Annotated in this window: 1 protein-coding gene; it reads right to left on the reverse strand. The window is 68.4% G+C overall.

The annotated features are described in order from the left end of the window. A partial coding sequence (locus HG542_RS34215) for a 1-deoxy-D-xylulose-5-phosphate synthase N-terminal domain-containing protein (protein ID WP_304414308.1) occupies positions 1-275 on the reverse strand: 275 nt, incomplete at both ends.

Consider the following 275-nt stretch of genomic DNA (forward strand, 5'->3'; position numbering starts at 1 on the left):
GACCGTCGAGGCGTGGCTGTTCTCGATGACGTCGTGCTCGGACTCCTCGCGCGACGGGTAGCCGGACAGACCGCCCTTGCCGCGGAGTTTGGAGAAGTCCTGGCGGCCGGTGAGCAGTTTGTGCACGTACGACTGGTGTCCGGTGTCCCACAGGATGCGGTCGGCGGGCGAGTCGAAGATGCGGTGCAGGGCGATGGTGAGCTCCACCACGCCCAGGTTGGGGCCGAGGTGCCCGCCGGTCCTGGCCACGGCGTGGACCAGGAAGTGGCGGATCT

The organism is Streptomyces morookaense (assembly GCF_013030945.1).
GTDB classification, from domain to species: domain Bacteria; phylum Actinomycetota; class Actinomycetes; order Streptomycetales; family Streptomycetaceae; genus Streptomyces; species Streptomyces morookaensis.